Source organism: Saccharothrix sp. DSM 118769 (assembly GCF_052936295.1).
Genome location: NZ_CP193627.1, coordinates 714,951 through 740,021, shown reverse-complemented (window position 1 = coordinate 740,021; position 25,071 = coordinate 714,951). Strand labels below are relative to the sequence as shown.

At 73.4% G+C, this 25,071-nt stretch carries 22 protein-coding genes and 1 tRNA gene; 8 read left to right on the top strand and 15 right to left on the bottom strand.

The genetic code is table 11. The features are described from left to right. Positions 1 to 142: 142 nt before the first annotated feature. The 3 genes from ACRAKJ_RS03590 to ACRAKJ_RS03580 all read right to left on the bottom strand — a co-directional run bounded on the left by ACRAKJ_RS03590 (position 143) and on the right by ACRAKJ_RS03580 (position 4,064). On the bottom strand, positions 143 to 1,294 hold the full coding sequence (locus ACRAKJ_RS03590) for a cystathionine gamma-synthase (RefSeq protein ID WP_438924714.1): 1,152 nt from the start codon (positions 1,292 to 1,294) through the stop codon (positions 143 to 145). A gap of 80 nt (positions 1,295 to 1,374) precedes the next feature. Further along, complete coding sequence (locus ACRAKJ_RS03585; RefSeq protein WP_438924713.1) at positions 1,375 to 2,577, bottom strand: RDD family protein; 1,203 nt, start codon at positions 2,575 to 2,577, stop codon at positions 1,375 to 1,377. Positions 2,578 to 2,693: 116 nt separating this feature from the next. Then, complete coding sequence (locus tag ACRAKJ_RS03580) at positions 2,694 to 4,064, bottom strand: cystathionine beta-synthase (RefSeq protein ID WP_438924712.1); 1,371 nt, start codon at positions 4,062 to 4,064, stop codon at positions 2,694 to 2,696. 164 nt (positions 4,065 to 4,228) lie between these two features. Between ACRAKJ_RS03580 and ACRAKJ_RS03575 the strand changes: the two genes are divergently transcribed. Further along, positions 4,229 to 5,449 (top strand): acetyl-CoA C-acetyltransferase, encoded by a 1,221-nt coding sequence (locus ACRAKJ_RS03575; RefSeq protein WP_438924711.1) that lies wholly within the window; start codon positions 4,229 to 4,231, stop codon positions 5,447 to 5,449. 196 nt (positions 5,450 to 5,645) lie between these two features. On the opposite strand, the gene ACRAKJ_RS03570 is transcribed toward ACRAKJ_RS03575, so the two are convergent. Beyond that, positions 5,646 to 6,470: a Bax inhibitor-1/YccA family membrane protein gene (locus ACRAKJ_RS03570; protein ID WP_438924710.1), complete on the bottom strand. Its 825-nt coding sequence runs from the start codon at positions 6,468 to 6,470 to the stop codon at positions 5,646 to 5,648. Between the two features lie 231 nt (positions 6,471 to 6,701). Between ACRAKJ_RS03570 and ACRAKJ_RS03565 the strand changes: the two genes are divergently transcribed. The 6 genes from ACRAKJ_RS03565 (at position 6,702) to ACRAKJ_RS03540 (ending at position 13,746) form a co-directional block, all read left to right on the top strand. Continuing rightward, positions 6,702 to 8,129: a SpaA isopeptide-forming pilin-related protein gene (locus ACRAKJ_RS03565; protein WP_438924709.1), complete on the top strand. Its 1,428-nt coding sequence runs from the start codon at positions 6,702 to 6,704 to the stop codon at positions 8,127 to 8,129. Between the two features lie 19 nt (positions 8,130 to 8,148). Next, the gene (locus ACRAKJ_RS03560; protein ID WP_438924708.1) at positions 8,149 to 8,874 is read left to right on the top strand and encodes a sortase domain-containing protein; all 726 of its coding nucleotides are present in this window, start codon (positions 8,149 to 8,151) and stop codon (positions 8,872 to 8,874) included. 46 nt (positions 8,875 to 8,920) lie between these two features. Continuing rightward, positions 8,921 to 10,087: a polysaccharide deacetylase gene (locus ACRAKJ_RS03555; RefSeq protein WP_438924707.1), complete on the top strand. Its 1,167-nt coding sequence runs from the start codon at positions 8,921 to 8,923 to the stop codon at positions 10,085 to 10,087. A gap of 76 nt (positions 10,088 to 10,163) precedes the next feature. After that, positions 10,164 to 11,444: a sensor domain-containing protein gene (locus ACRAKJ_RS03550; RefSeq protein ID WP_438924706.1), complete on the top strand. Its 1,281-nt coding sequence runs from the start codon at positions 10,164 to 10,166 to the stop codon at positions 11,442 to 11,444. Next, positions 11,396 to 12,043, top strand: coding sequence for a LuxR C-terminal-related transcriptional regulator (locus tag ACRAKJ_RS03545; RefSeq protein ID WP_438924705.1), 648 nt, complete (start codon positions 11,396 to 11,398; stop codon positions 12,041 to 12,043). Before ACRAKJ_RS03550 ends, ACRAKJ_RS03545 begins: the two co-directional genes overlap by 49 nt. A 71-nt stretch (positions 12,044 to 12,114) precedes the next feature. Beyond that, positions 12,115 to 13,746: a DUF885 domain-containing protein gene (locus ACRAKJ_RS03540; RefSeq protein WP_438924704.1), complete on the top strand. Its 1,632-nt coding sequence runs from the start codon at positions 12,115 to 12,117 to the stop codon at positions 13,744 to 13,746. 137 nt (positions 13,747 to 13,883) lie between these two features. Here the strand turns inward: ACRAKJ_RS03540 and ACRAKJ_RS03535 are convergent. The 9 genes from ACRAKJ_RS03535 to ACRAKJ_RS03495 all read right to left on the bottom strand — a co-directional run bounded on the left by ACRAKJ_RS03535 (position 13,884) and on the right by ACRAKJ_RS03495 (position 21,388). Then, positions 13,884 to 13,957, bottom strand: a tRNA-Leu gene (locus ACRAKJ_RS03535). A 441-nt stretch (positions 13,958 to 14,398) separates the two neighbouring features. Then, on the bottom strand, positions 14,399 to 15,526 hold the full coding sequence (locus ACRAKJ_RS03530) for an ATP-grasp domain-containing protein (RefSeq protein WP_447008871.1): 1,128 nt from the start codon (positions 15,524 to 15,526) through the stop codon (positions 14,399 to 14,401). 2 nt (positions 15,527 to 15,528) lie between these two features. Continuing rightward, positions 15,529 to 15,651: a hypothetical protein gene (locus ACRAKJ_RS03525; protein WP_438924859.1), complete on the bottom strand. Its 123-nt coding sequence runs from the start codon at positions 15,649 to 15,651 to the stop codon at positions 15,529 to 15,531. Positions 15,652 to 15,846: 195 nt separating this feature from the next. Then, positions 15,847 to 17,172, bottom strand: a complete 1,326-nt coding sequence (locus ACRAKJ_RS03520; protein WP_438924858.1) for an FAD-dependent oxidoreductase — start codon at positions 17,170 to 17,172, stop codon at positions 15,847 to 15,849. Between the two features lie 170 nt (positions 17,173 to 17,342). Beyond that, on the bottom strand, positions 17,343 to 17,936 hold the full coding sequence (locus ACRAKJ_RS03515; protein WP_438924857.1) for a hypothetical protein: 594 nt from the start codon (positions 17,934 to 17,936) through the stop codon (positions 17,343 to 17,345). Beyond that, positions 17,933 to 19,294, bottom strand: a complete 1,362-nt coding sequence (locus ACRAKJ_RS03510; RefSeq protein ID WP_438924856.1) for a DUF58 domain-containing protein — start codon at positions 19,292 to 19,294, stop codon at positions 17,933 to 17,935. Before ACRAKJ_RS03510 ends, ACRAKJ_RS03515 begins: the two co-directional genes overlap by 4 nt. Then, positions 19,291 to 20,268 carry an AAA family ATPase gene (locus tag ACRAKJ_RS03505; protein WP_438924855.1) on the bottom strand — a complete coding sequence of 326 codons (978 nt, stop codon included), beginning with the start codon at positions 20,266 to 20,268 and terminating at the stop codon, positions 19,291 to 19,293. Before ACRAKJ_RS03505 ends, ACRAKJ_RS03510 begins: the two co-directional genes overlap by 4 nt. Continuing rightward, the gene (locus tag ACRAKJ_RS03500; protein ID WP_438924854.1) at positions 20,265 to 20,729 is read right to left on the bottom strand and encodes a hypothetical protein; all 465 of its coding nucleotides are present in this window, start codon (positions 20,727 to 20,729) and stop codon (positions 20,265 to 20,267) included. The genes ACRAKJ_RS03505 and ACRAKJ_RS03500 overlap by 4 nt, the downstream gene beginning before the upstream one ends. Then, positions 20,726 to 21,388: a DUF4129 domain-containing protein gene (locus tag ACRAKJ_RS03495; RefSeq protein WP_438924853.1), complete on the bottom strand. Its 663-nt coding sequence runs from the start codon at positions 21,386 to 21,388 to the stop codon at positions 20,726 to 20,728. Before ACRAKJ_RS03495 ends, ACRAKJ_RS03500 begins: the two co-directional genes overlap by 4 nt. Positions 21,389 to 21,505: 117 nt before the next feature. On the opposite strand from ACRAKJ_RS03495, the gene ACRAKJ_RS03490 reads away from it, so the two are divergent. Beyond that, positions 21,506 to 22,990, top strand: a complete 1,485-nt coding sequence (locus ACRAKJ_RS03490; RefSeq protein WP_438924852.1) for a S10 family serine carboxypeptidase-like protein — start codon at positions 21,506 to 21,508, stop codon at positions 22,988 to 22,990. A gap of 113 nt (positions 22,991 to 23,103) precedes the next feature. On the opposite strand, the gene ACRAKJ_RS03485 is transcribed toward ACRAKJ_RS03490, so the two are convergent. Together ACRAKJ_RS03485 and ACRAKJ_RS03480 are read right to left on the bottom strand one after the other, a co-directional pair. After that, complete coding sequence (locus ACRAKJ_RS03485; protein ID WP_438924851.1) at positions 23,104 to 24,099, bottom strand: dipeptide ABC transporter ATP-binding protein; 996 nt, start codon at positions 24,097 to 24,099, stop codon at positions 23,104 to 23,106. Continuing rightward, the gene (locus tag ACRAKJ_RS03480; protein ID WP_438924850.1) at positions 24,092 to 25,066 is read right to left on the bottom strand and encodes an oligopeptide/dipeptide ABC transporter ATP-binding protein; all 975 of its coding nucleotides are present in this window, start codon (positions 25,064 to 25,066) and stop codon (positions 24,092 to 24,094) included. Before ACRAKJ_RS03480 ends, ACRAKJ_RS03485 begins: the two co-directional genes overlap by 8 nt. Positions 25,067 to 25,071: the final 5 nt, after the last annotated feature.

Genomic DNA, 25,071 nt, shown 5'->3' with positions numbered 1-25,071 from the left:
TTGGCCCGGTCGGCCGTGGCGCGGGTGGTTCGGGCGCGGGTGGTTCAGGCGCGGGTGGTTCAGGCGCGGGTGGTTCAGGCGCGGGTGGTTCAGGCGCGGGTGGTTCAGGCGCGGGTGGTTCAGGCGCGGGTGGTGGTGCGGGTCAGTCGAGGGCGGTGACCAGGTCGGCCACCAGGTCGTCGGCCGACTCGATGCCGACCGAGATGCGGATCAGGTCGGCGGGTACCTGGAGCAGCGAGCCGGCGGTGCTGGCGTGGGTCATCCGGCCCGGGTGCTCGATCAGGGACTCGACACCTCCGAGTGATTCGGCGAGCGTGAAGAGCTTCGTGCGCGAGCACACGCGCAGCGCCGCCTCCTCGCCGCCCTCGACGGTGAACGAGATCATGCCGCCGAACCGGCGCATCTGCTTCGCCGCCACCTCGTGACCGGGGTGCTCGGGCAGGCCCGGGTAGAGGACGCGGGTCACCTTCGGGTGCCGCAGGAGCGCCTCGGCGACCTTCTCGGCGTTGTCCGAGTGCTTCTCCATGCGCACTTCGAGCGTCTTGATGCCGCGCAGCGTCAGCCACGCGTCGAACGGCCCGGGCACCGCACCGGCCCCGTTCTGGAGGAAGCCGAACGCCGCGTCCAGCTCGTCGTCCGACGTCACGAGCGCACCGCCGACCACGTCGGAGTGCCCGCCCACGTACTTGGTCGTGGAGTGCAGCACGACGTCCGCGCCGAGCGCGAGCGGGCTCTGGAGGTACGGCGAGGCGAACGTGTTGTCGACCACGAGCTTCGCGTCCGCCGAGTGCGCGACCTGCGCCAGCACGGCGATGTCGGCGATGTTGAGCAGCGGGTTGGTGGGGGTCTCGACCCAGATGACCTTGGTGTTGGGCCGCACGGCGGCGCGCACGGCGTCGACGTCGGACAGCGCGACGGGCGTGTGCTCGACGCCCCACTGGGACAGCACCTTGTCGATGAGCCGGAACGTGCCGCCGTAGGCGTCGTTGGGGATGACGACGTGGTCACCGGGCCGGCACAGGGCGCGCAGCGCCGTGTCGGTCGCGCCCATGCCGGAGGCGAACGCGCGGCCGTGCCGCCCACCCTCCAGCGCGGCCAGGCACTCCTCCAGGGCGGCCCGCGTGGGGTTGCCCGTGCGGGAGTACTCGAAGCCGCCGCGCAGCCCGCCGACGCCGTCCTGCGCGTAGGTCGAGGTGGCGTGGATCGGCACGATGACCGAGCCCGTCGTCGGGTCAGGTGCCTGCCCGGCGTGGATGGCCCTGGTCGCGAAACCGTGGTGACCGGTGTCCGTCATGCACTTAGGGTACGGCCGCGCGAAAAGCAACCGCCCGTCGGCTGGTGGCCGACGGGCGGTTGGGTGAAAGGGCGATCAGCTCACCACTGCGGCGGCTGCTGGCCGTACTGACCGGGCTGCTGCCCCGGCTGGCCGTACTGGCCCGGCTGCTGCTGGCCGTACTGCCCCGGCTGGCCGTAGGGCTGCTGGCCGTACGCCTGCTGGCCGGGCTGACCGGGCTGCTGGCCCGGCTGGCCGTACTGGCCGTACTGCCCGGACTGCTGCGGCTGCTGCCCCTGCTGCTGACCCGGCTGGCCCGGTTGGCCGTAACCGCCGGGCGACGCCGACGCCGACGCCGACTCCGGCGCGTTCACCACGACCGTCTTCATGATCTTGTCGGCCCACGTCTGCTTCTTCGGCTCCCACAGCGGCGCGAAGTAGCCCGCGTAGCAGGGGATGCCGTCGACGATGTGGCAGAGCTGGCGCACGAACACGTTGCCGAAGCCGACGGGCTGGCCGGTCTCCTCGCTGACCAGCTTGATCTTCGCGATCTTCTTGCCGTACGACTGGCCGGTGGTGCCCTGGAGGTACAGCGTGTTGTAGATGACGAAGGCGATGACCGCCAGGTACCCGATGCCGCCGACGATCAGCGTCAGCGTCGGGTCGCCGACGGCGAGGGTGATGAGGACCAGGGCGGCGACGACGACACCGGGCGCCAGGCCGTCGACGAGGAAGCCCATGACGCGGGAACCCCACTCGGCGTAGCCGCCGGCGGGCGCCGGGTAGCCGGCGGGCTGGCCGTACCCGGCGGGCTGGCCGTAGCCGGGCTGCGCGCCCCACTGCTGCTGCTGGCCGTACCCGGGCTGCTGGCCGTACTGCGCGGGCTGCTGGCCGTAAGGCTGCTGCTGACCGTACTGCGCGGGCTGCTGGCCGTAGGGCTGCTGGCCGTACTGGGCGGGCGGCTGGCCGTAGGGGGGCGGCTGCTGCGCGGGGAAGCCGCCGGACGCCGACGCGGGCTGCGCCGGGAAGCCGCCGGAGCCGGGCTGCTGCTGCTGGCCGAAGCCGGGGGTGGGCGGCTGCTGGGCACCGGACGACACGACCTGCGTGGTGTCGGCGTTGCCCGCGGGCTGCTGGCCGGTGGTGGGGACCACCTGGGTGGCCTCCGGGGGCGGGAACGCAGGGGGCTGCCCGCCGCTCGGCACGACCTGGGTCGCGTCGGCGTTCGAGGGCTGGGCACCCTGCCCCTGCTCCTGCTGGTTGTGACCGCCGAACTGCTGGTTCCCCGGCGGCTGCGGAGCGTTCATCGGAGTTTCCAACCCCCTTGGCACGGGCCGTAGGTGTAGTGAGTCGGTGCCCAACGCTAGCGGATCGCGCTGCCCGTGCCACGGGCAACCGGGCAACGCGTCCGCACCGCGGCGGTTCAGCGACCTGCGAGGAAACCCAGGATGTCCTGCCGGGTGACGACGCCGGCGGGCTTGCCGTCCTCCAGCACGAGGGCACCGTCCGCTGAGGACAGTGCGGTCATCGCGGAGCTGATCGGCTCGCCCGCGCCGAGGGTGGGCAGCTTGGGCGACATGTGCCGGTCGAGCCGGTCGGTCAGCTGCGCCTTGCCGGTGAACAGCGCGTCGAGGAGGTCGCGCTCGTTGACGGCGCCCGCGACCTCGGCGGCCATGACGGGCGGTTCGGCGTTGACGACGGGCATCTGGGACACGCCGTACTCGCGCATGATCGCGACGGCCTCGGCGACCGTCTCGTTGGGGTGGCCGTGCACGAGGTCGGGCACGGTGCCGTCCTTGCGGCGCAGCACGTCGCCGACGGTGGCGCCGGAGGTGTCGGGCGACAGGAAGCCGTACTGGGCCATCCACTTGTCGTTGAAGACGCTCGACAGGTAGCCGCGGCCGCCGTCGGGCAGCAGGACGACGATGACGTCGTCGGGGCCGGCGTCCTCGGCGACGCGCAGGGCGGCGGCGACGGCCATGCCGCAGGAGCCGCCGACGAGGAGGCCCTCCTCGCGGGCGAGGCGGCGGGTCAGCTCGAAGGAGTCGGCGTCGGACACGGCGACGATGTCGTCGCACACGGTGCGGTCGTAGGCGTCGGGCCAGAAGTCCTCGCCGACGCCCTCGACGAGGTAGGGGCGGCCGGTGCCGCCGGAGTAGACGGAGCCCTCGGGGTCGGCGCCGATGACCTTGACCCGGCCGCCGGAGGCTTCCTTGAGGTAGCGGCCGGTGCCGGAGATGGTGCCGCCGGTGCCGACGCCCGCGACGAAGTGGGTGATGCGGCCCTCGGTCTGCCGCCACAGCTCGGGTCCGGTGCCGTGGTAGTGGCTGGCGGGGTTCTCCGGGTTGGCGTACTGGTTGGGCTTCCAGGCGCCGGGGATCTCGGCGACGAGCCGGTCGGAGACGTTGTAGTAGGAGTCGGGGTGCTCGGGCGGGACGGCCGTGGGGCACACGACGACCTCGGCGCCGTACGCCTTGAGCACGTTGCGCTTGTCCACCGACACCTTGTCGGGGCAGACGAAGACGCACTTGTAGCCCTTCTGCTGGGCCACGAGCGCCAGGCCGACGCCGGTGTTGCCCGAGGTGGGCTCGACGATCGTGCCGCCGGGCTTCAGCTCGCCGCTGCGCTCGGCGGCCTCGACCATGCGCAGCGCGATGCGGTCCTTCACGCTGCCACCGGGGTTGAGGTACTCGATCTTGGCCAGGACGAGCGGCCGGAGCCCCTCGGCCACCGCGTTCAGCTTCACCAGCGGGGTGTTGCCGACCAGGTCGACGACGCTCTCGACGTACTCCACGACGGCCCTTCCACTTCTTGAGATGACGTGCTGAGCGTATATCGCGGAGGCGGTGGACGGCCGGTGCAGCGGCGCGGCGTCGTTCGTCACGAGTGGTGGCCGCGCTGAACAAGCGTTAACTAGGCTGCACGTCACACGCCGCGGCGAAACAAAGGAGTTCCGTAATGCCGGAAGCCGTGATCGTCTCCGCCGCCCGGTCGCCCATCGGGCGCGCGGGCAAGGGATCGCTCAAGGATGTGCGCGCCGACGACCTCACCGTGCAGGTCCTCAAGGCCGCGCTGGCGAAGGTCCCGGAGCTGGACCCCGCCGACATCGACGACCTCATGCTCGGCTGCGGCCTGCCCGGCGGTGAGCAGGGCTTCAACATGGCCCGCGTCGTCGCCGTGCTCGCCGGGTACGACACCCTGCCCGGCACCACCGTCACCCGCTACTGCGCGTCCAGCGTGCAGACGACCCGCATGGCGCTGCACGCCATCAAGGCCGGCGAGGGCGACGTGTTCGTCAGCGCGGGCGTCGAGACCGTCTCCAGCTTCGCCCGCGGCTCCTCGGACTCGTGGCCGGACACGCACAACCCGCTGTTCGCCGAGGCCGAGGGCCGCACCGCCGCCACCGCGCAGACCGGCGCGGACGAGTGGGTCGACCCGCGCGCGAACGGCTCGCTGCCCGACGTCTACATCGCCATGGGCCAGACCGCGGAGAACCTCGCCCGCGTCAAGGGCGTGTCCCGCGAGGAGATGGACGAGTTCGGCGTCCGCTCGCAGAACCTCGCCGAGAAGGCCATCGCCAACGGCTTCTGGGCCCGCGAGATCACCCCCGTCACCCTGCCCGACGGCAGCACGGTGTCCGCCGACGACGGCCCCCGCGCCGGCGTCACCCTGGAGGGCGTGTCCGGGCTCAAGCCGGTGTTCCGCCCCGACGGCCGGGTCACCGCGGGCAACTGCTGCCCGCTCAACGACGGCGCGGCGGCGTTGGTGATCATGAGCGACACCAGGGCGAAGGAGCTGGGCATCACGCCGCTGGCGCGGATCGTGTCCACCGGCGTGTCGGGGCTGTCGCCGGAGATCATGGGCCTGGGGCCGGTGGAGGCGTCCAAGCGGGCGCTCGCGCTCGCCGGGCTCACCATCGGCGACATCGACCTGGTCGAGATCAACGAGGCGTTCGCCGCGCAGGTCATCCCGTCGTACCGGGACCTGGGCATCGACCTGGACCGGCTGAACGTCAACGGCGGCGCGATCGCGGTGGGCCACCCGTTCGGCATGACCGGCGCGCGGATCACCACGACGTTGATCAACTCGCTGCGGTTCCACGACAAGCAGTTCGGCCTGGAGACCATGTGCGTCGGCGGCGGGCAGGGCATGGCCATGGTCATCGAGCGCCTCAGCTGACCTGGTCACGAACGCAGAACTCAGGGGTCCTGAGCGTTGGACTCTCGGGTCGCGAGCGTAGGACTCTCGGGTCGCGAGCGTAGGACTCTCGGGGTCTGGGCGTAGGACTCTCGGGGTCTGGGCGTTGGACTCTCGGGAAAGCGGAGGGCGCCCCGGCTGGTGGCCGGGGCGCCCTCGGTCGTTCAGGAGCGGGAGGTCAGTCGCTGCTCTGGAGGTAGGACAGCAGGCGCAGGATCTCCAGGTAGAGCCACACGAGGGTGGTCATCAGGCCGAACGCCGCCCACCACGCCCACTTGGCCGGCACGCCCGAGCGGATCATCTCGTTCGCCGACTCGAAGTCGAGCAGGAAGCTGAACGCGGCGATGCCGATCACCAGGAGCGAGAAGCCGATGGCGAGCGGGCTGCCGTCGCGCAGGCCCGAGTTCACGCCGAACAGGCTGAGCACCAGGTTGCCGAGCATCAGCACGGCGACGCCCACGACCGCGCCGATGATCCACTTGGTCAGGCGCGGCGTGACGCGGATCGCACCGGTCTTGTAGACCACGAGCATCGCGCCGAAGACGCCGAACGTGCCGAGGATGGCCTGCAGGGCGATGCCCGGGAAGAAGCTCTCGAACACGCCGGTGATGCCACCGAGGAACACGCCCTCGGCCGCCGCGTAGGTCAGCACCAGCGGAGCGCTCGGCTTCCGCTTGAAGATGATGACCAGCGACACGACCAGGCCGATGATGAGACCCGGCAGCATCAGCGCGAACGGCGCGACCTGGCCGGACAGCACCAGCCACGCCGAGATGAAGCCGGTGACCAGGGTGACCGCGAGCGTCATCGCGGTCTTGGTCACCACGTCGTCGATGGTGATCGGGCGCTCGCCGGCGACCGGCGGCGCGCCCTGGTAGCCGCCGTACTGCTCGGTGCCGTACTGCTGGCCGTACGGCTGTCCGTAGGGCTGGCCGAATCCTGCTGCCTGCTGTCCGCCGCCTGTCGGCAGGTTGCGGAACGCGGGGTTGCTGGTGGTGCGCACCTCGTCCTCCTGTGGCGTTCTTACGCCGTCACGGGGTCCAACGACCACACGAGTCGATTCGTTCCCGTCGGGTAAAAGTGACTTTACTCGGGCTGTCGATCTCTCATCCACACCCCGCGTGGCGGAGCGTAGTCGGCGTTCCACCCCGCTGGAGGCTTGTCCTGGCGATCACCCACCCGTAAGGCTGCCTGCGGCAGCTCTTACGACGCGCCCGAGGGGTAATTGACGATCATGAGGCGGAGACGACTCGCCGGTGCCGCGTTGGCCGCCGGCGTGGCCCTGCTCACCCTGCCCGCCGCCGCGAACGCCGCCCCCGAGGAGGGCATCGGGTACGAGGTCGCCGCTCAGGGCTACAACGGCAAGCCCGCAGGCGAGGGCGACTGGCTCGGTTCCTACGAGTGGAACGGGCAGCGCGTCTGGTGCGTGCAGTACTCGCTGCTCGCACCCGACAGCGACGTCGAGTACAAGGACGGCGACGAACTCCTGTCCAAGGGCGGCGCGCCGCTGTCCCCCGAGGTCGCCGCGAACATCTCCTACCTGCTGCTCCGGTACGCGAACACCGAGTCGTACGACGAGGCCGCCGCGCTGGCGCACCTGCTGCACTCGTGGACCGCGTTCGAGGACCCCGCCCGGGGCATCTCGCTCGACGGGAACAGCGACTTCCGGCACATCGCCTACAACGAGCGGTTCCACTACGACGAGCTGGGCAAGCCCGCGTTCGGGCAGGCGCAGGCGGCCGTGGACCGGCTGCGCGCCGACGCCGAGGCCAACCGCGGGCCGTGGGCGGCCAGGGTGAGCGCCCCCGAGGGCGAGCAGGTCATCGGCAGCCCCGACACGTGGGTGGTGGACATCACCAAGACCGCGGGCGGTCACGTCACCGGCCTGCCGGTGACCGTGCAGCTGACGGACGCCACGCTGGAGGACGGCTCGGCCTCCGGGCAGCTCACCACGCCGACCGACGGCAAGGCGCTCGCCGTGAAGGTCGTGCCGACCGGCCCGAACCCGTCGTTCAGCGTCTCGCTCAACGGCCCGGCCGAGCGGCCGCGCGTGCGGGTGCCCGCGAACAACGTCTCGATGCAGCGGATCGTCACGACGGGCGGCGAGCAGCCGCTGGCCGCGAACGCGACGACCACGGCGAAGACCGCGCCCGGCGCGGTGCAGGTCGCCAAGACCGACGAGGAGACCGGCAAGGCCGTCGCGGGCACGGCGCTGAAGATCACCGCCGCCGACGGCAGGTCCCCGGCGAAGCGGCAGGACGACACCGACCTGACCGGTCCCGAGGGCCAGCCGGTCGTGCTCCAGACGGGCGCGGACGGCCTGGCGACCGTGCCGGACCTGCGCACCCCGCAGGAGATCTGCGTGATCGAGGTCGCGGCGGCCAAGGGCTACCAGGAGCACTTCGACCCGAACGCGCCGCCGAAGGCGTGCGGGCGGGTGGAACCCGGGCAGACCCTGGCCGTGTCCATGAAGAACAAGCCCGACAAGCCCATCGTGCCCATCACCATCCCGGCCGGCGCGGACGGCTCCGGGGTCGTGGCCACGGCGTCGTTCACCACCGAGGTCCGCACCGGCGCCCTGGTCGGCTCCGGCGGCGTGCTGCTGCTCGGTGTCGCGCTGGTGGGCCTGCTGGCCCGGCGGCGGATCGCGCGGCGGTCCTGAGCGGGAACCGGGACACCGCGTGAAGGCACTGCTGACCGGCGTGGCGGTGGCGGCCCTGGTCGCCTCCGCCGCGCTCGTCGCCACCCGTTCCGGCGACGTCGTGCTCCTGGGCGCGCCCGCCCCGGCGGACGCCGTCGTGCCGCACCCGCTGGGTGACAGCTCCCGCTCCGGCCGGGGCGTGGACCTGGCCGGGATGCCCGTCGGGGCGAACGCGCCCGCCTCGCCGCCCCCGGCCCCGGACCGGACGCCCACGGCCGCGCCGCAGCCCGACCAGCCGCCGCAACAACAGCAACAACAGCCGGCCGCCCAGCGGCCGGGCACGGTCCGGCTCCCGCAGGGCGGCCTGGCGACGCTGGTCCGCGAGGAGGTCACCGCCGACGGCGTCCTGCCGGTGCCCGAGGGCGTGGGCGAGGCGACGTGGTGGGGCGTGGACCTCGGCGCGGCCGAGGGCGCCACCGTCCTGGCCGGGCACGTGAACTGGAAGGGCATGACCGGCCCGTTCGACGAGCTGTGGCGCTCGGCCGCGGGCCAGCGGGTCACCGTCGTCGACACCGCCGGGAAGTCCTACACCTTCACCGTCACGCAGGTCGAGGCGGTGCGCAAGGACGACCTGCCGAACCGGGCGGTCGAGCTGTTCGGGCCGCGCGGGCCGCACCGGCTGGTGCTCGTCACGTGCGGCGGCCGGTGGGTCGGCGGCGGCACCGGCTACGAGGAGAACCGCGTGGTGGTCGCGACCCCGGCGTGACCGCGTCGTGACGCGGAGGCAACCTGCGGCCACTCCACGTCGTCCTGTGGTTGTGAAGCGATGGGGCTGGGTCTCGACGGGCGTCGCGCTGGCGCTCACGCTCGTGGTGCTCGCCGTGCTGGGCGCCCGCGAGCCGGGACCGACCACCGACGTCGGCGACCTCGCCGCCCCGCTGCCGATGGCGCCGCGCGCCACCGGCGGCACCACCCCCTCGGCCGCCCCGCCGACGGTGCCGATGCCCGCCGCCCCGCCGTCCTGGATGCGGCGGATGCAGCCCGGCGAGAGGCCGCCCCAGTTCGTGCTGTTCTCCTTCGACGGCGCGGCGTCGAAGGAGCACTGGGACCGGATCATGCCGCTGGCCGCGAGCGTGGACGCGCACGTCACCGGTCTGCTGTCCGGCGTGTACCTGGTCGCGGACCAGGACGCCGGGACCTACACCGGCCCCGGCCACGAGCCGGGCTACTCGTCGATCGGCTTCGGCGGGTCGCCCGCCGACGTGGCGCTGCGGATCGACTACCTCAACGCCGCGATCGCCGCCGGCCACGAGATCGGCACCCACTACAACGGCCACTACTGCGAGGCGGACAAGCCGAACGTGGGGAGCTGGAACACCGAGCAGTGGAACCGCGAGCTGGACCAGTTCTTCGCCATCGTGGAGAAGGCCCGGCGGCAGGGCTTCGCGCTCGACCCGGCGACCGTGCGCGGCGGGCGCACCCCGTGCCTGGAGGGGAACTGGGACGAGGCGTTCCCGGCGATGCGGCAGCACGGCCTGGTCTACGACACCAGCCACGTGAGCCTGGGCGTGGTGTGGCCCTTCGTGCGGGACGGCGTGTGGGAGTTCCCGATGCCCGAGGTCCGCGTGCCCGCCCTGGGCAAGCAGGTCGTGATGATGGACTACAACCTCTGGTACGCGCTCAACGGCGCGCGGGAGGAGCCGCACCGGGCCGCGGACTTCACGCGGATCGTGCTGGACACCTACCGCTCGGTGTACCAGGAGGCGTTCAACGGCAACCGCGCGCCGGTCGTGATCGGCAACCACTTCAACGAGTGGGCGGGCGGCGCGTTCAGCGGCGCGGTGGAGGGGTTCCTGGGCGAGGTGTGCGCGAAGCCGGAGACGGTGTGCGCCACCTACACCGAGGTCGTGCAGTGGATGCAGTTGCAGGACCCGGTGGTGCTGGACCAGCTGCGCCGCAACCCGGCCGCGCGCAACTGACGCCCGGCGGGGCCGCGCCGGGATCGGGGGGTTAGCCCCACCGCGTCCGCGCGGGCCGGCCGGGAGAATCCCGGCCATGACGGACCACGACCTCGTGCGCGGCGCCCGCGCCCGGCTGACCCAGGCCGCGCGGGGGCTCGCGCGGACGCCGCTGTGCCTGGTCGGGCTGCTGCTCGTGCCGCTCCAGCTCGTCACCTACCCGCTGATCCTGGTGACCGTCGGCGTGCCGCTGCTGCTGCTGGCGACCGCCGCGGCCCGCGGCTACGCGGGGCACGCCCGCCGCTGGGCCGGGGGCGTGCTCGGGGAGGAGGTCCCGTCGCCCTACCGGCGGCCCGCGAACCGGGGGCCGATGACCCGGGTCCGCACGGTCGCCACCGACCCGGCGACGTGGCGCGACCTGGCGTTCCTGCCGGTGAACGCGGTCCTCGGCGTGCTCTGCGGCGTGCTGCCGGCGGTGCTGTGGCTGGGCGGGCCGCTCGGCGTGCTGACACCCGTGCTGTGGCTGCTCGGCGAGGAGCAGGTGGACTTCAGCCTCGTCGACGGCCGCACGCCGGGGGGTTTCGTGCTGGCCCCGCTGATGGGCGCCGGCTACCTGGCGGCGGCCTGGTGGGCCACCCCGCGCGCCGCCCTGCTGCACGCCCGCGTCACCCGGTGGCTGCTCGCGCCCGGCGCGACGGCCGCGCTCACCGACCGGGTCCGGGTCCTGGCCGACTCGCGCGCCGACACGGTCGACGCCCAGGCCGCCGAGCTGCGCCGCATCGAGCGCGACCTGCACGACGGCGCGCAGGCCCGGCTGGTGGCGCTCGGCATGAGCCTGGGCATGGCGGAGGAGCTGCTGGCCCGCGACCCGGACGCGGCCCGCGGGCTGCTCGCCGAGGCCCGGCAGTCGTCGTCGCAGGCGCTGGCCGAGCTGCGCGGCCTCGTGCGCGGCATCCACCCGCCGGTGCTCGCCGACCGCGGCCTCGACGGCGCGCTGCGCGCCCTGGCCCTGGCGCACCCGCTGCCGGTGGAGGTGGACCTGGAGCTGGACGGCCGCCCCGAGGCCCCGGTCGAGTCGGCCGCCTACTTCGCGGTCGCGGAGACCCTGACGAACTCGGCCAAGCACAGCGGCGCGACCGGCGCGTGGGTCCGCGTCCGGCACGAGGGCGGCCGGCTGGTCCTGGTGATCGGCGACAACGGGCGCGGCGGCGCGGAGCCCGCCGAGGGCGGCGGGTTGCGGGGGATCGAGCGACGGCTGGCCGCGTTCGACGGCAGACTCGGGATCGCGAGCCCGGTGGGCGGGCCGACCGTCGTGACCATGGAGCTGCCGTGCGGGTTGTCCTCGGTGAAGACCTCGTCCTCCTCCGGGACGGCCTGATCCGGCTGCTCCGGGCGTACGACTTCGACGTCGTCGAGGCGGTCGACTCCGGTCCCGCGCTCCTCGACGCCCTCCTCGACCACCGCCCGGACGTGGCGGTGGTCGACGTGCGCCTGCCGCCGACGTTCACCGACGAGGGGCTGCGCGCGGCGATCGAGGCGCGCAAGCGGGTGCCCGGCCTGCCCGTGCTGGTGCTCTCCCAGTACGTCGAGCAGCTGTACGCGCGGGAACTGCTCTCCGACCGGGGCGGCGCGGTCGGCTACCTGCTCAAGGACCGGGTGTCGGACGTGCGGCAGTTCGTCGACGCGATCCGCCGGGTCGCCGCGGGCGGTACCGCGATGGACCCGGAAGTCGTCACGCAACTGCTCGCGCGGGGTGCGCGCGACCGACCGCTGACGACGTTGACGCCGCGCGAGCGGGAAGTGCTCTCGCTGATGGCGGAGGGCCGTTCCAACGGCGCGATCGCGTCCCGGCTGTTCGTGACGGAGAAAGCGGTGGGCAAACACATCACGAACATCTTCGGGAAGCTCGGGCTGCCGATGTCCGGGGACGACAACCGGCGGGTGCTCGCGGTCCTCGCGTATTTGGACCGCGTCTAAATCGTTTCTTAGGCTAAGTACCATTCCGGTTCCCACCACGGACAAGGTTCCACCACGGACAAGGGGAGCACATGGGCACCACCGCGGAGTTGGCCGGCGAACTGCTCGACCTGGTCTTGTCGCAGTCGCCGCTGGGCGCGACGGCGAACGGCGTGCCGGGGTACGACCACCTCCTGCCCGACCACCGCGCGGACACCGAGCAGGCGGTCCGGGCACGCGCCCTGGACATCGTCGCGCGGGCCCGCGCGCTGCCCGCCGACGACGACCCGGTGACCCGCTCGGTCGTCGTGCGGCAGGCCGAGGCGGTGGTCGACCTGGTCGACGCGCGCGGCGTCGAGTACACGATCACCGACTCGTTCTTCGCGCCCGCCGGCGAGGTGCTGGCGGTGATGCCGACGACCGCGCTGCCGGACGAGGAGGCCGAGCGGGCCTACCTGGACCGGCTGGCCGCGCTGCCGGAGTTCCTGCGCCGGGTGGCGCGGCGGCACCTGGACGGCGCGGCGGCCGGCCGCACGCCCGTGCGGCACCTGGTCGAGGCGGCCGTGGCGCACCTGGACCGCTACCTGGCCGCCGACGAGGACCCGCTGGCCCGCCCCCGGGGCGGCGAGGCGTTCAGCGCCGAGCGGGACCGCCTGCTGGCCGAGGTCGTGCGGCCCGCGTTCGCCGCCTACCGCGACGCGATCGCGGGCATCGAGGGCCGGCCCGAGGACCGGGCGGGCCTGACCTGGCTGCCCGGCGGCGACGCGACGTACGCGGCGCTGGCCCGCGTGCAGACCACGACCGACCGCACGCCGGAGGAGCTGCACCGCACCGGCCTGGACCTGATGGCGAAGCTCCGCGACGAGTACGCCGAGCTGGGCGGGCGGGTGTTCGGCACGACCGACCCGGCCGAGGTGTTCGAGCGGATGCGCACCGACCCGGAGCTGCGCTGGACGTCCGAGGACGAGCTGCTCGACGCCGCCCGCGAGGCCGTGACCAGGGCGGAGGAGGCCGCGCCGCGCTGGTTCGGCCGGCTGCCGCAGACGCGGTGCCTGGTCGAGGCGGTGCCCGCCGCCGACGCGCCGGGCGCGCCCACCGCCTACTACATGCCGCCGTCGCTGGACGGGACGCGGCAGGGCACCTACTTCGCGAACACCCACCGCGTGACCGAGCGGTTCCGCTACCAGGCCGAGGCCATCGCGTTCCACGAGGCCGTGCCGGGGCACCACTTCCAGATCGCGCTCGCCCAGCGGCTCGCCGACCTGCCGCTGCTGCGCCGGGTCACCGGCTTCACCGCCTACGCGGAGGGCTGGGGCCTCTACACCGAGCGGCTGGCCGACGAGATGGGCCTGTACTCGTCGGACGTGGCGCGGCTGGGGATGCTGGCGCTCGACTCGATGCGCGCCGGGCGGCTGGTCGTGGACACCGGCCTGCACGCGCACGGCTGGAGCCGGCAGCGGGGCGTGGACTACCTGCGGGAGAACACGCCGCTGGCGCTCGTCGAGATCGAGAACGAGGTCGACCGCTACCTCGCCGCGCCCGGCCAGGCGCTGGCGTACATGGTGGGCCGGCTGGAGATCCTCCGGGTCCGCGACGGTGCCGAGCGGGCGCTGGGCGACCGGTTCGACGTGCGGGCGTTCCACGACGTGGTGCTGGGCGGCGGCGCGCTGCCGCTGTCCGTGCTCGACGAGGTCGTCGCGGAATGGGTGCGCGCCCAGGGCTGATACCCCGCCGTGATACGCGGGAGTGATACCTGAATTGCTCCGAACGGGTGACGGGGGACTCCGGCGACGGAGTCCCCGCGTCTCGATGCGGTGACCGATCACCCGGCAGAAGGGTGAACCCGACCTGAAGCGCGACGTGCCCCCGACGGGATTCGAACCCGTACTGTGACTCTTTTAAGGAGCCTGCCTCTACCTATTGGGCTACGGGGGCAGCGGGGAGCTTAAGCCGTTACCCAGCGTTCGTGGGGCAGGTTCACAACAAGTCGCCCGCACGGCTCAATGCGTTCCGCTATGCGCTCATTCGGGTAATGGACCCGGCGCGCTCATCCCAAGTACGACTTCGTGATAAGCGTCACAGCCAAGAGTGCGTTCTGCCGATCCATACCGCAATGGTGCGGAGAAGCCGATACCAAAACGGGGAGTCGGAGCAACCAGATATGCGGTGCGCGACAAGTGACCCGCATCCACGCGGGTCGCACGCATTCGGACAACGCGCTGCGCGCACGGCGTGTCGCGGCGCCACCTCGTCCGTTCGGGGACACCGGTGCACGAGAGGGCCGGCGGCTCCGCGGTCCCGCGGAGCGCGGACCGGCGGTGGTGGGGGTGGTCGCCCCGGACCGCGGCGCCGCCCCGGTGGGACGGCGTCGCGCGCTCAGCGACCTCTGCCCGCACCCAGGAGCTCCTTGAAGCGCGCCGCCACCCACCCGTGCACCGCGCGGGACACCTGGTCGTCCCCCGCCCGGTGCTCGAACCAGCGCCAGTCGCAGTTGACGTTGACCTCCAGGAACACGTGGTCGCCGCCCGAGACGAGCAGGTCGAACGCGGCCACCTGGAGCCGCCAGTGCCGCGCCAGCGCCAGCAGCCGGTCGGTCAGCCCGCGCGGCACGTCGACCGGGCTCACCCGGACCGCGCCGGGGTCCACCCACAGCTGCGCCGGGTCCAGCTTGTCCACCTGGAAGGCCAGGCACTCCTCGCCGACCACGAACACCCGCAGCTCGGTCTCGGACGGCACGTACTCCTGCACGATCACCGGCGCGGACTCGGGCACGTCACCGGCGCGGCTGGTCTCCAGCGGGCGCGGGAACAGGCCGTGCTGCATCCCCGGGCGGGGTTCGAGCAGGTGGCGGCCGGAGGTCTTGACGATGCACCGCGCGCCGCCGGGGCGGGTGCGGCCGGGCCGGGTGGTCACCGCGGTGCGCGGCACCCGCAGGCCGAACGCGGCGGCGTCGGACAGCTGGGTGAGCCGGTCGAGGTGGGCAGTCGCGCGGCTGGGGTTGACGTGCGCCCAGTCGCCGCGGCTGGACAGCCAGTTCGCCACCGCGCCCCACTGGTCCACGGCGTAGGCGCCGGCGAGCGTGCCGGGCTCGACCGGGATGGACGCCAGCTCGAAGTGCCTGCGCCACACCAGCAGCGGGCGCAGCAGCCAGCGGTCCAGCTCCAGCAGGGGCTGGTCGGTGTAGACGGTGAGGGGGAGGTCCGTCGAGCGGTCGGCGTCGATGCGGGCCATCCGGATGCCCCGCTCGGCGAGCGCGATGGAGAGCTCGTTCATCTCCATGTCGGCCGCGCGGGCCAGGACCAGCACGCACGGCACCGGGCTGCCGTCGCCCTCGTCGACCATCCCGAGCTTGTGCACCTGCTCCTGGAAGTCCAGGTTCTTCGGCTGGGAGCGGAAGAGGTAGTCCTGGCCTTGCAGCAGCAGCGGGGTGGGCGGGACCGGCGGGACGGCTCTCACGGCGTCGGCCGGGGGGACGAGTTCGTCCCCCCGGCCGGCAGCGGTCATGCTCAGTCGTCTTTCTTGCTGTTGTAACGCTTTTCCGCGGTGGCGTACTCGGCGGAGTACTCTGCCAGCGCGCGATCCTCGATCTCACCGCGGCGAAGCTGTGCGGCCAGCTCCTCGAGAGACATCGCGGTCACCTCTCTCCCACTGATGCATCACGCATTCAGGCGATACACCAGCCGTATTCTCGGGTTCACGTTACGCAATGTCAAGGCAACTGCGTGAACGTTGGTCCGATTGGGGGATCAAGTTGAGACACTGAGCCAGACGGCCCCCGCTCGACCACGCCTGAACGGCGGTGCGTCACGAGGGCCGTTCGCGTTTCAGCTCCTGGTCGCCCGGTCGAACTCGGCCTTCGGCTCGTGGATCTGCCCGAGGGCCACGACCTCGCGGCCCGAGAACAGCGCCTGCGTCCAGTCCACGAAAACCCGGAACTTCCGGTTGACCGTGGGCATGAACATCACGTGGTAGCTGCGGTGCATGAACCAGGCGAGGACGCCCTTGAGGCGGATGCCGTACACGTCCGCGACGCCCTTGTAGAGGCCGAGGCCGGCCACCGAGCCCACGTACTTGTGATGGTAGTCCTTCGGCTTGCCGCCGCGCAGGCTCGCCACGATGTTCTTCGCGAGCAGCTTCGACTGGCGGATGGCGTGCTGCGCGTTGGGCACGCAGGTCGCCGTCGGGTCCTCCTCGGTGCGCGACAGGTCCGGCACCGCCGAGCAGTCGCCCGCCGCCCACACGCCCGGCAGGCCCACGACCTGCATGGCGGCCGTGCACTGCACGCGACCGCGCGGGTCCAGCGGCAGGTCGGTGTCGCGCAGCATCGGGTTGGCCTTCATGCCGGCCGTCCAGATGATGGTGTCCGAGTCGAACTCGGTGCCGTCGTCGAGGACGACGTGGCCGCCCTCCATCGTCTTCACGCGGGTGTCGAGGTAGCACGTGATGCCGCGCTTCTCCAGCTGCTCGACCGTGTAGACGCCGAGCCGGGCGCTCACCTCGGGCATGATCCGGTTGGTCGCCTCGACCAGCACCCAGTGCATGTCCGCCGCCGTGAGGCCCTCGTAGTAGCGCAGGGCGTAGCGGGCCATGTCCTCCAGCTCCGCCAGCGTCTCGATGCCGGCGAAGCCGCCGCCGATGACGACGAAGCTCAGCAGGCGCTTGCGCAGCTCCGGGTCGTTCGTGCTGGCCGCCTGGTCCAGCCGCGACAGCACGTGGTTGCGCAGGTAGATGGCCTCGCCGATGGTCTTCATGCCGATGCCGACCTCGGGCAGGCCGGGGATCGGCAGGGTGCGCGAGATGGCGCCCAGCGCCGAGACCAGCACGTCGTACTCGAACTCCTCGACGTGGCCGTCGGCGAGCGAGACCGTGACGGTCTTGCGCGAGTGCTCGATCTTCGTGGCGCGGCCCGTGACGACGTGGCAGCGGTTGAGCACCTTGCGCAGCGGCACCACGACGTGGCGCGGCTCGATGGAACCGGCCGCCGCCTCGGGGAGGAACGGCTGGTAGGTCATGTGCGGCTGGGGGTCGATCACCGTGACGGACGCCTCGCCGGAACGCAGCTTCTTCTGCAAGCCCAGCGCGGTGTACATGCCGACGTACCCACCGCCGACGATCACGATCCGTGTGGGTTGCGACTTCACAGCAGCCATACACACATGGTCGCACCGAGGAGGGCATTAGCGCGCATCGACGGGGCCCGTTGTGACCACTGTCGCCGGGTGACGGTCGACACTCGGCCGCTGACCAGCAACGGGGGGTGAAGCCGCTGAGAGGAACGATCCAGATGTTCAGCTCGCGCTGAGCCGCGGGGCCCGTTCCCTCAGCCCCGCCGGCGCAGCAGGAGGACCGCCGCGACGGCCAGCCCGAGGGCGCACAGCAGGGCCACGACCTCCACCGGTGCGTCCGTTCGGCCGTCCGGCAACAGGATGACGAGCCCGCCGAGCGCGAACACGCCCAGTTGAACACCGGCGAACCTCCTCGCCGGTGCCCTTAACACCTCCGGGTGAATGCGGGAGCGGACCGGGACGAGGGCCGCGTAGGCGGCCAGCACGTGCAGCAGGTGCAGCAGCACGACCAGCGCGAAGACGGCCGGCCAGCGCGGTCCGCCGGACGCGAGCACGATCGCCGCCGCCGGGTAGCCGATGAGCAGCGCGACCGCCGCGGACGCCGGGATCGCCGCCGCGGCGGCGGCCAGCACCAGGTAGAGGGCGAGTGCGAGCCCCTCCACGCCGTTGAGGGCGAGCACCGCGGCCACCGCCGCGCAGTCCGCCGCGATGGCCGCCCGCAGCGTCCAGCCGGGCAGCCCCCGGCCCAGCCGCGCGCCCGCCGCGCCCGTGCCGTCCCCCGTGCCCGCCGGGTCACTCCCCGAATCGCCCGACGCCCGCCGCGCGCCCGTGCCGTCCCCGGTGCTCACCGCGTCACCCCCCGTCCACCGCGCGCCCGGCGCAGCACGCCCGCGATCGGCTCGCCCCACCCGACGACGGCCACGCCGTGCCGCCGCATCGCCTCCAGCCGCACGTCGTGCTCCGCCCGGATCACCGCCGCCGCGACCTCGCCCCACGGCGCGTCCCGGTCGGCGCTCAGCGGCGAGGGCAGCACGTCCACCGCCAGCACGACGTTGCCGCGCCGCGCGGCGTGCACGGCCAGCTCCACCACGTCCGCGTCGAGGAACGTCGACAGCACGACCACCAGCGCGCCGTGCGGCACCTGCTCGGGCCGCAGCACGGGCCGCTGCGCCCACCCCGCGGACCGCGCGCACACCACGAGCTGGGTGCGCAGCCGCAGCAGCTGCCGCCGTCCCGCGCCCGGCCGCACGCCGAGCCGCGGCCGGGCCAGGTCCACCAGGGCCACCCGGTCGCCCTGCCGCAGGTAGCCGGCGGCCAGCGACGCCGCCGCCCGCACCGCGAGGTCGAGGCTGCCGCCGGGCCGCACCGTGGCGTCGCGCACCGCCGCCGACCACTCCCCCAGGTCCGCGCCCACGTCCAGGCGGGTGTCCAGGGCGAGCACGACGTCCGCGTCGGCCTCCGCGTGGTGCTCGCGCACGTGCAGGCTCGTCCCCGCCGGCGACCCGGCCATCGCGCCGCTGCGCAGCGACACCCGCCAGTCGACGCGGCGCAGCCGGTCCCCCGGCTGGAACGCCCGGATGTCGCGCAGCTCCACCGAGTCGCCCGGCCGCCGCGACCGGTGCGCGCCGACCAGGCCCACCGCCCGCGCGGGCAGCAGGCCGGCGGGCAGCGGCTCGACCGGCGGCAGGATCACCCGGCCGCGCTCGCCGGCCGTGACGGGGCCGTGCACGAGCAGCGCGTCCGGCCCGGCCACCAGGTGGTCGGGCCGCAGGTCGACGCCCTCGCCCCACGCGTCGCGGCGCAGCACCACCTCGATCCGCCGGGAGGTGGCGGGCAGCAGGTGCACCGGGCCGACGCCCCCGTCCCCGGCGGGCAGCCGGACCGCCAGCAGCTCCGCGCCCCGGCCCGGGTCGACGTCGACCGCGGACGTCGCCGCGCCGACCTCGCCCGTGCGGGGCAGGTCGCGGACCCGCACCGCCGGGGTGCCGCCGACCGGCGCGGTGAGCGCGAGCAGCGTCGACACCAGCAGGGGCGCGCCGATCAGCACCAGCTCGACCCGGTGCAGCAGCACGCCGAGCACGACCGGGCCCACGCCCAGCGCGAGGCCGCGCACCAGCGCGTCGGTGGGGTGCCAGTGCGCGCCCCGGCCGCCGGTGAGCGCCTCCCGCAGCCGCCGCGCCCGGCCGTCCGGCGCGTCGGCGCTCACGACCGGCTGCTCGCGGGGCCCGCGACCCGGCCCAGCAGCTCGGTGACGACCTCCACGCCCGTGGTGCCGGACGTCCACGTCTCCGGGCGCAGGGTCAGGCGGTGCGCCAGCGCGGGCACCGCGCACTCCTTCACGTCCTCGGGCAGCACGAAGTCCCGGCCGTCCAGCACGGCCAGCGCGCGGGCCACGAGCACCAGCGCCTGCGCGCCGCGCGGCGACGCGCCGACCTCGACGGCGGGGTGCGCGCGGGTCGCGGCGGCCAGGTCCACGCAGTAGCGCAGCACGTCGTCGTCCACCGCGACCTGCTCGACGCCCCACTGGAGCAGCCGCAGCCGCTCGGTGTCGAGCACCGGTTCGACCTCGGTCTCCTCGCGCCGCCGGGCCAGCCTGCGGCGCAGCACCTCGACCTCCTCGGCGGGCGGCGGGTAGCCGATGTCCAGGCGCAGCAGGAACCGGTCGAGCTGGGCCTCGGGCAGCGGGTAGGTGCCCTCGTACTCGACCGGGTTCGCGGTGGCCAGCACGTGGAAGGGGCGCGGCAGCGGGAACGTGCGGCCCTCGACCGTGACCTGCCGCTCCTGCATGGCCTCCAGCAGCGCGGACTGCGTCTTGGGCGGCGTGCGGTTGATCTCGTCGGCCAGCAGCAGGCCGGTGAACAGCGGGCCCTCGCGGAAGGTGAAGCCCTGGTCGGCCGGGTTGTAGAGGAACGAGCCGGTGACGTCGGCGGGCAGCAGGTCGGGCGTGCACTGGAGGCGGGTGAACTCCAGCCGGAGCGCCTGCGCGAGGCTGCGCGCCATCAGCGTCTTGCCCAGGCCGGGCACGTCCTCCAGCAGCACGTGCCCGCCGGCGAGGACGGCCGCGAGCGCGAGCCTCAACGACCGCTCCCGGCCCACGACGACGGTGCCGACGGCGGCCAGCACGGCCTTGGCCTCGGTCGCGACGGCGCTGGGCGGGGGTGGCGGGGGCGGGGTGGTCACAGCTTCTCCAGGAGGTCGACGAGCCTCGCGGGCTCGGGCAGCGGCGCGGTCGGGTCGGTGAGCAGGCGGTGCAGCTCGGGCCCGAGGACGTCGCGCGCCCTCGGGTCGTGCACGTCGGGGATGCCGTGCCGCTGCCGCAGCCGGGCGTCGGCGAGGCGGCGCAGGCGCGGTTGGACGCGGGTCCTGAAGCGGTCCTGGTCGACCGCGGCCTCGGCGAGCCGCCCGGCGAGCGCGTCGGCCTGCGTGCTGGTGGCCCCGGCGACGTGCGCGGGCGGCGGCGCCCAGACGACGTCGGTGGCGCGCGGCAGGCGTGCCACGAGCAGCGCCAACCCGGCCGCGGGCAGCGCGCACAGCACCGCCCAGTGCACCGGCGCGCCGTACCTGACCAGCAGGAACGCGGTGACCACCGCGGCCACGACGGCCAGCGCCACGGCCCGGCCCATCCCGGCGAGCGGCGTCACCGCAGGTCCCGCACGACGCGCTCCAGGGCCTCGGCGGCCGTGCGGGCGTCCTCCTCGGTCACCTCGGCGACCCCGAACCGCGCCCGCTGGTAGGCGCGGCGCAGCGCGCCGGTGGCCTCCTCGTCGACCCGGTGGCGGGCGAGCAGGTCGCCGGTGAACTCGGTGGGCGTCTGGTGCCCCCGCCGCGGCACGCCGCTGTCCTCGGCGGCGCGTTCGAGCGCGAGCCAGGCGGCGACGACCGCGTCACCCGGCGGCCCGCCCCGGTCGGCCCGCAGCTCGGCCAGCGCCTCGGTGGCGCGGCGCAGCAGGATCGCGGGCGCGTCCGCGTGGCCCGGGTCGAGCACCGGCGCGTCGACCGCGCCGCCCCTCCCCCGGCGACGGCGGCGGCGGTGCGCGCCGAGCGCGACGAGCAGCCCCACCACCACGATCAGCGCCACCGCGACCAGCACGATCAGCAGCGCGGCGAACGACCCGCCCACCACCGACCCGCCCACACCGGTGTCCAGCACCTCGGTGGCGGCGGTGACCGTCGTCGTGGGCGCGTCCTCGTCGCCCGCGGCCCGCGGCGCGTACACCACCGGCGACGCGCCGCGCGCGGCGAACGCCACCAGGACGAGCGCGGACCCCGTGAGGAGGACGAGCGCGAGCCGGGGCTTCATGGCACCAGGATGCCCTGCGGTCCCGCGACCCCGCCGGGCTTCGGCGGAAGCGGGCGCGCCGCCGACCGGACCCGTCGGCACGAGCACGGACCGCGACTCCGATCGTAGAGTTCGACCATGACGGACAAGACCACCGAAGAACAGCCCGAGGACGCCGGGAAGGGCACCGCGGAGGACCTCCCGACCGACGACCTGGTCACCACCCAGCACAGCATCACCGTCAAGCGGCGCAAGCTGAACTACACCACGACCACCGGTCGGGTGGTGCTGCGCCAGGAGGTGCTGACCGACGGCAAGTTCGACGGGCACCAGCCGAAGGCCGAGGTCTTCGTCACCGCCTACACCCTGGACGGCGCGGACCCGGCCCGGCGGCCGGTGACGTTCGCGTTCAACGGCGGTCCGGGCTCCTCCAGCGTGTGGCTGCACCTGGGGCTGCTCGGGCCGCGCCGCGTGGTCTCCGGCGACGTGGGCGACCTGGCGCCGCCGCCGTACGACCTGGTCGACAACGCCGAGACGCTGCTCGCGCACAGCGACCTGGTGTTCATCGACCCCGTGTCCACCGGGTACTCGCGGGCCGTGAAGGGCGAGAAGCCCGGCCAGTACCACGGGTTCCAGGGCGACCTGGAGTCCGTCGGCGAGGTCGTCCGGCTGTGGACGTCCCGCAACGGCCGGTGGATGTCGCCGAAGTTCCTCGCGGGCGAGTCGTACGGCACGACCCGCGCGGCCGGCCTCGCCGACCACCTCCAGACCCGCTACGGCATGTACCTCAACGGGCTGATGCTCATCTCGTCCGTCCTGGACTTCGCCACGCTGGACTTCAGCGAGGGCAACGACCTGCCGCACACCCTGTTCCTGCCCACGTACGCGGCGATCGCGCACTACCACGGCCTGCACGGCGACCGGTCGTTGGAGGACGTGCTGGCCGACGCCGAGGACTTCGCCTCCCGCGACTACCCGTGGGCGCTGGCGCGCGGCAACCGGCTGACCGCCGAGGAGCGCGAGGCCGCCGTGACCCGCCTCGCGGGGCTGACCGGCCTGTCCACCGACTACGTGGACCGGGTGGACCTGAGGATCGAGCACGTCCGGTTCTTCACCGAGCTGCTGCGCGACCGGCGGCTCGTCGTCGGCCGGCTGGACTCGCGCTTCACCGGCCCGGAGGTCGACCACGGGCGGGAGCACTTCAGCCAGGACCCGTCGTACTCGGCGATCCTCGGGCCGTACACGGCGGCGCTGAACCACTACGTGCGCGCCGAGCTGGGCTACGAGAACGACCTGCCGTACGAGATCCTGACCGGCAACGTGCGGCCGTGGTCGTACAAGGAGTTCGAGGGGGTGCACGTGACGGTGGCCGACCGGCTGGCGGCGGCGATGCGCGCCAACCCGCACCTGAAGGTGCACGTCGCGTACGGCCACCTGGACGGGGCGACCCCGTACTACGCGGCCGAGCACGTGGTGGCGCACCTGCGCGTCCCGGCCGAGCTGCACGCCAACATCGAGCACGCCTACTACCCCGCGGGCCACATGATGTACGTCCACGAGCCGTCCCGCGTGCAGCAGTCGAAGGACCTGGCCGCCTTCGTCCAGTCAGCCTCCAACCGCTGACCCGGTCATGAGCGCATGACACACAGGTCGTGAGCGCATGACACGCCGAGCACACCGCGTGTCATGCGCTCACAGCCGGCGTGTCATGCGCTCACGACCCTCGTGTCATGCGCTCACGGGACGACGTGGCGTTCTTCGGCGAAGTGGCAGGCGCTCGGGTGGTCGCCCACGCGGGTGACCAGGGCGGGTTCCTCGACGGCGCAGACGTCCTGCGCCTTCCAGCACCGGGTGCGGAAGCGGCAGCCCGACGGCGGGTCGATCGGGGACGGCACGTCGCCGGTCAGCCGGATCACGTCCCGCCGCCCGCGCAACGACGGGTCGGGCACCGGCACGGCCGACAGCAGGGCCTGCGTGTACGGGTGCGTGGGGTGCTCGTAGATCTCCCGCTCGGTGCCGATCTCCACGATCTTCCCGAGGTACATCACGGCCACCCGGTCGGACAGGTGCCGCACCACGGACAGGTCGTGCGCGATGAACACGTACGACAGCCCGAACCCCGACTGCAACGACGCCAGCAGGTTCATCACCTGCGCCTGGATGGACACGTCCAGCGCGGACACCGGCTCGTCGCACACGATCACCTTCGGCCGCAGCGCCAGCGCCCGCGCGATGCCGACCCGCTGCCGCTGCCCGCCGGAGAACTGGTGCGGGTAGCGGTTGACGTGCTCCGGGTTCAACCCGACCACGTCGAGCAGCTCGCGCACCCGCCCGGCCCGCGACCCGCGCGGCGCGACCTCGGGGTGGATGTCGAACGGCTCGCCGATGATGTCGCCCACGGTCATCCGCGGGTTCAGCGAGGTGTACGGGTCCTGGAGCACGATCTGCATGTCGCGCCGCCACGCCTTCAGCGCGGCCCCGCGCAGCGAGAACATCGGCGCGCCCTCGAACAGCGCCGTCCCGGCCGTGGGCGGTTCCAGGCGCATCAGCACCTGCGCGAGCGTGGACTTGCCGCAGCCCGACTCGCCCACCACGCCCAGGGTCTCCCCCGCGCGCAGCGAGAACGACACGTCGTCGACGGCGCGCACTTGCCCGATCGTGCGCCGGAACAGCACCCCGCGCGTCACCGGGAAGTGCTTGACCAGCCCCCGGACCTCCAGCAGCTCAGCCACGGACGACCTCCTCCGCGAAGTGGCACGCACTGCCCCGCCCCGCACCCAGCGGCACGAACGCGGGCACGTCCACCGCGCACACGGCCTCGGCGCGCGGGCACCGCGGGTGGAACGGGCACCCCGGCGGGATGCGCAGCAGGCTCGGCGGCAGCCCCCGGATGGTCTCCAGCGCCGAGTGCTTCGACGAGTCCAGCCGCGGCAGCGACCGCATCAGCGCCGCCGTGTACGGGTGGCCGGGCGAGCGGAACAGCGACAGCGCGTCGGCCTCCTCCACGATCCGCCCCGCGTACATCACCGCGATCCGGTCGGCGACCTCGGCGACCACGCCCAGGTCGTGCGTGATCAGCACCAGCCCCATGGACCGCTCGCGCTGGATCTCCTTGAGCAGGTCCATGACCTGCGCCTGCACGGTCACGTCGAGCGCCGTCGTGGGCTCGTCGGCGATCAGCACCTCCGGGTCCAGCGCCAGCGCCATCGCGATCATCGCCCGCTGCCGCATGCCGCCGGAGAACTGGTGCGGGTACTCGCGCACCCGCTGCGCCGCCGACGGGATGCGCACCAGGTCGAGCAGCTCGATCGCCCGCGCCCGCGCCTGGGACCGGCTCATCCCGCGCCGCAGCCGCAGCTGCTCCTCGATCTGGAACCCGACCGTGAACACGGGGTTCAGCGCGGACAGCGCGTCCTGGAAGATCATCGCCACGCCGGACGCCCGCACCGCGCGACGCCGTTCCGGTGAGGCGGTCAGCAGCTCCTCGCCGCGGAACCGCACGGAACCGCGGGTGACGAACGCGGGCGGCGTGTCCAGGATGCCCATGACGGCCTGCGCGGTGACGCTCTTGCCCGACCCGGACTCGCCGAGCACGGCCAGCGTCTCCCCCGCGTCCACGCGGTAGGTCACGCCGTTGAGCACCCGCGCCACGCCGTCGCGGGTGCGGAACTCGACGTGCAGGTCTTCGACTTCCAGCACAGCCC